Raw genomic sequence first — 3,250 nt, 5'->3', positions numbered from 1 at the left:
CCTCGGTAAGGATTGGACGTGGTAATCATGCCCGAGACCCTGCCATAAGCCCGATCCTTCGCCAACCTGACAATACCTCCGCGAGGGCGTCCACGACCAGGAGCGAGCCCACCTGTGCATGCTCCAGCACGGCGCGTGCGGTGTAGCCAAGGCCAAGGCCGCCGACGACCACATCAAGGGAGGCTCCGATAGGGCTGCGAGCCCGAGCTGTGCGCGGGCGATCTCTGATGCGGTGAACAGGCTCGACATCAGGAACTCGTCACCAAGCTTGATCTCGTAGATGTCACCTCCGCTCACGAGATTGCGTCGGCGCCGAAGACTGAGCGCTCCCATGGGAGTGGGGCGATAATCAAGCTCCTCGAAAAGGGCACTCATCGCATGCTCCGCATTGGCCGGTCATAGTGGCTCCATCGCAGCATCCGCGATAGCCGGGTTATCGTGACGTCGACGGCTGCCGACCCCCAAGGCACTCGGCCCCCTCGAAATTGTGGCAGGCCAACGCAACTTTTCCAGTGTACCTGAGCGCCTGAGTGCTTAAGCAGTGGCAGCTGGTGGGTGCGCCCGAGATGGATCCGATAAGTAGTAAAGCTATTTCTTTCACCGCACTGCAGAGCTATAGCCACGAGGCAAGGTTGGAGATGATAAGTTCTCTGCGGGCGAAGGGCGGCTCCAGCTAGTACTTGCTATTTTTTATGCAAGTGTCTATATGATATTTATCGGATTTTGGCCGGACAATCGCGTCGTTTCGCTTTTGGTCTTTCCAGGCGCACGTTCGGACTTTCTCACCATTACATCGACGAACTGAGTTCAGGCCGTGTTTCTGCGCGCCTTTGCTCACGTGCATCTGCAGCAATCGCGAAAGGCTTTCCCATGAACACGGGCACTGTGAAATTCTACAACGACATGAAGGGCTTCGGCTTCATCCAGCCGAACGACGGCAGCAAGGACGTGTTCGTCCATGCGACCGCGCTTGAGCGTGCCGGAATGCGGAACCTTGTTGAAGGCCAAAAGGTCGCCTTCGACACGGCCGAAGACCGCCGCTCCGGCAAGATTGCCGTCAACAACATCGAGAACGCGTGATCTTGATGATTGGCTCAGACCACAATCTGGGCCGCTAAGCCTCGAAACCGCTCCCACGTGGGGCGGCTTTTTCGTTTTTACCGGCTAACGACCAGCAGCGGCTACCCGCTCTGCTCGATAACGGTTAAGCCCAGGAGGAATGAATGTCCCATAAGTATCAGGTTCATCAATTGGTCCGCATCACCCATCCGCGTATTTCGGATAAGCGTGCAAGTGCCAGCGGCATCTACGAGGTGACGCGCCTCATGCCGGCCGACCAGACGGGTGAAGTCTCGTACCGCATTAAATCGTCCGGCTTCGGCGAGCGCGCCGTGCGCGAAAGCGAGATCGCGGCCAAGGCATCAGTCATTTGACCGACGGCGACACCTTCTTTCAGGGATCGCTGATCTACGAACCGGTCGCGCTGCTCCGGGAGGGTGAAGAGGTCCTGTATGTCGCTCGCGTCGGCATGAAGGCGTCACGGCAGTTCATCATCCTCACGCCCACAGGCGAGCCCGCCTGGCCGCACGAGCCGCTCGGCAGCCTCTCGGACGTGGGATGGGCGCTTCGGGCGCATGGGTGGCACCTCCTGCCGCCCGAGCCTGTCGGCCAAGATGCCCAGCCGGCCAAGACGCTGGCGCGGCTTCTGGCCGAGAGAGCGTAAGCGACAAAGCAGAGGAAAGCCCCTCATGGTTGATCAACCGACCAATCTCGATACCCATCGCGGCATGGCAGCCCAGAAAGCAACCGACCTTCGACGCCTGCGGTCCGAGGTCGAAGCCGATCAGGAAGCGCTGCGCACGAGACAGGCGGAACTCGAAGACCTGCTGGCCGCTGCGCCCGCTACTGATTGGCAAGAGGCTGTCGAGAAGGCACGCTACCTGCTTGGCCTCTTGGCGCAGAACTTGGATGCAAGCGATGTGCGCCGCCGCAAGCTAATCGACTGCGTTATGGCCGACTTCGATCATCTGCTCGACAATCCGACCCACGACTGAGACGATCCTTCGCACGAACTCACCAACAACGGAGACCACCCATGGCCAAAGGCGAACAACGTGGCAACCGCGAGGCAAAGAAGCCGAAGGATGCCATCCCAGCCTCGCCCTTCGCAAACTTGGGCAAAGGCAGCACACCGGCAAAACCATCCGGTGGCAAGCGATAGCATCTCGACGCATTGATCCACCCCCATTGAACTGGTCCACCTTGAAGTATGTCTTGAGGCAGACAGGAGGACCACAATGCCCAGGAAGCGCCACAAGCCGGAAGAGATCGTCGCCAAGTTGCGCCAGGTTGATGTGATGGTCTCACAAGGCCAGTCCGTTGCCGATGCCGTTCGCATGATCGGCGTGACCGAGGTCACGTATTACCGATGGCGATCCGAGTTCGGCGGGCTCAAATCCGATCAGGTCAAGCGCTTGAAGGATCTTGAGGCGGAGAATGCCCGCCTTCGGCGCGCCGTGGCAGACCTCACCCTGGACAAGCAGATCCTTAAAGAGGCCGCCTCGGGAAACTGGTGAGCCCCGCCCGCCGCCGTGCCTGCATCGATCACGTGCGATCCACCCTGAAGCAGTCCGAGCGCCGGGTCTGCCGTGTGCTTGGACAGCATCGCTCGACACAACGGCGTGTTCCACGAGGGCGGGACGATGAGGCACGGCTCACCGCCGACATCATTGAACTCGCCCGCCAGTACGGCCGCTACGGCTATCGCAAGATCGCAGAGCTTCTGCGTTCGACTGCCGGCTGGGTCGTCAACGACAAGCGGGTCGAGCGGATCTGGCGGCGGGAGGGGCTCAAGGTGCCACATAAGCAACCCAAGAAAGGTCGTCTCTGGCTTAATGACGGATCCTGTATCCGGCTGCGAGCGGAAAGGCCCAACCATGTCTGGAGCTACGACTTTGTGGAGGATCGCACCCATGACGGGAGAAAGTACCGGATGCTGAACGTGATCGATGAGTTCACGCATGAGTGTCTCGCCATCCGTGTCCAGAGACGGCTGAAGGCCACAGATGTGATCGATGTGCTCTCGGACCTGTTCATCCTGCGCGGCGTGCCCGAACATATTCGGTCAGATAACGGTGCGGAGTTCGTCGCGAAGGCCGTCCAGGAGTGGATCGCCGCCGTCGGAGCGAAGACGGCTTACATCGCTCCTGGCAGTCCGTGGGAGAACGGCTTCATCGAGAGCTTCAATGCC

General features: G+C 60.0%; 5 protein-coding genes and 2 pseudogenes. 6 read left to right on the top strand and 1 reads right to left on the bottom strand.

From position 1 onward, the window contains the following. A pseudogene (locus JKG68_RS33085) lies at window positions 1–375 on the bottom strand (hypothetical protein); the annotation flags it as partial. A 495-nt stretch (window positions 376–870) separates the two neighbouring features. Here JKG68_RS33085 and JKG68_RS31515 point away from each other — a divergent pair. The 6 genes and pseudogenes from JKG68_RS31515 to JKG68_RS31495 all read left to right on the top strand — a co-directional run. After that, a complete protein-coding gene (locus JKG68_RS31515; RefSeq protein ID WP_202066293.1) occupies window positions 871–1,080 on the top strand; it encodes a cold-shock protein in 210 nt (69 codons plus the stop codon). A 143-nt stretch (window positions 1,081–1,223) separates the two neighbouring features. Continuing rightward, complete coding sequence (locus JKG68_RS31510; protein ID WP_202066292.1) at window positions 1,224–1,433, top strand: hypothetical protein; 210 nt, start codon at window positions 1,224–1,226, stop codon at window positions 1,431–1,433. Then, window positions 1,430–1,723, top strand: coding sequence for a hypothetical protein (locus tag JKG68_RS31505; RefSeq protein ID WP_202066291.1), 294 nt, complete (start codon window positions 1,430–1,432; stop codon window positions 1,721–1,723). The genes JKG68_RS31510 and JKG68_RS31505 overlap by 4 nt, the downstream gene beginning before the upstream one ends. Window positions 1,724–1,748: 25 nt before the next feature. Beyond that, window positions 1,749–2,054 carry a hypothetical protein gene (locus tag JKG68_RS31500; RefSeq protein ID WP_202066290.1) on the top strand — a complete coding sequence of 102 codons (306 nt, stop codon included), beginning with the start codon at window positions 1,749–1,751 and terminating at the stop codon, window positions 2,052–2,054. A gap of 41 nt (window positions 2,055–2,095) precedes the next feature. After that, complete coding sequence (locus JKG68_RS34420) at window positions 2,096–2,221, top strand: hypothetical protein (protein WP_281399275.1); 126 nt, start codon at window positions 2,096–2,098, stop codon at window positions 2,219–2,221. Window positions 2,222–2,297: 76 nt separating this feature from the next. Beyond that, window positions 2,298–3,250, top strand: a pseudogene (locus JKG68_RS31495) (IS3 family transposase); the annotation flags it as partial.

This window comes from Microvirga aerilata, from assembly GCF_016743775.1.
GTDB classification, from domain to species: domain Bacteria; phylum Pseudomonadota; class Alphaproteobacteria; order Rhizobiales; family Beijerinckiaceae; genus Microvirga; species Microvirga aerilata.
Note: the sequence above shows the minus strand (reverse complement) of the source record. Positions and strands in the feature narration are given on the sequence as shown.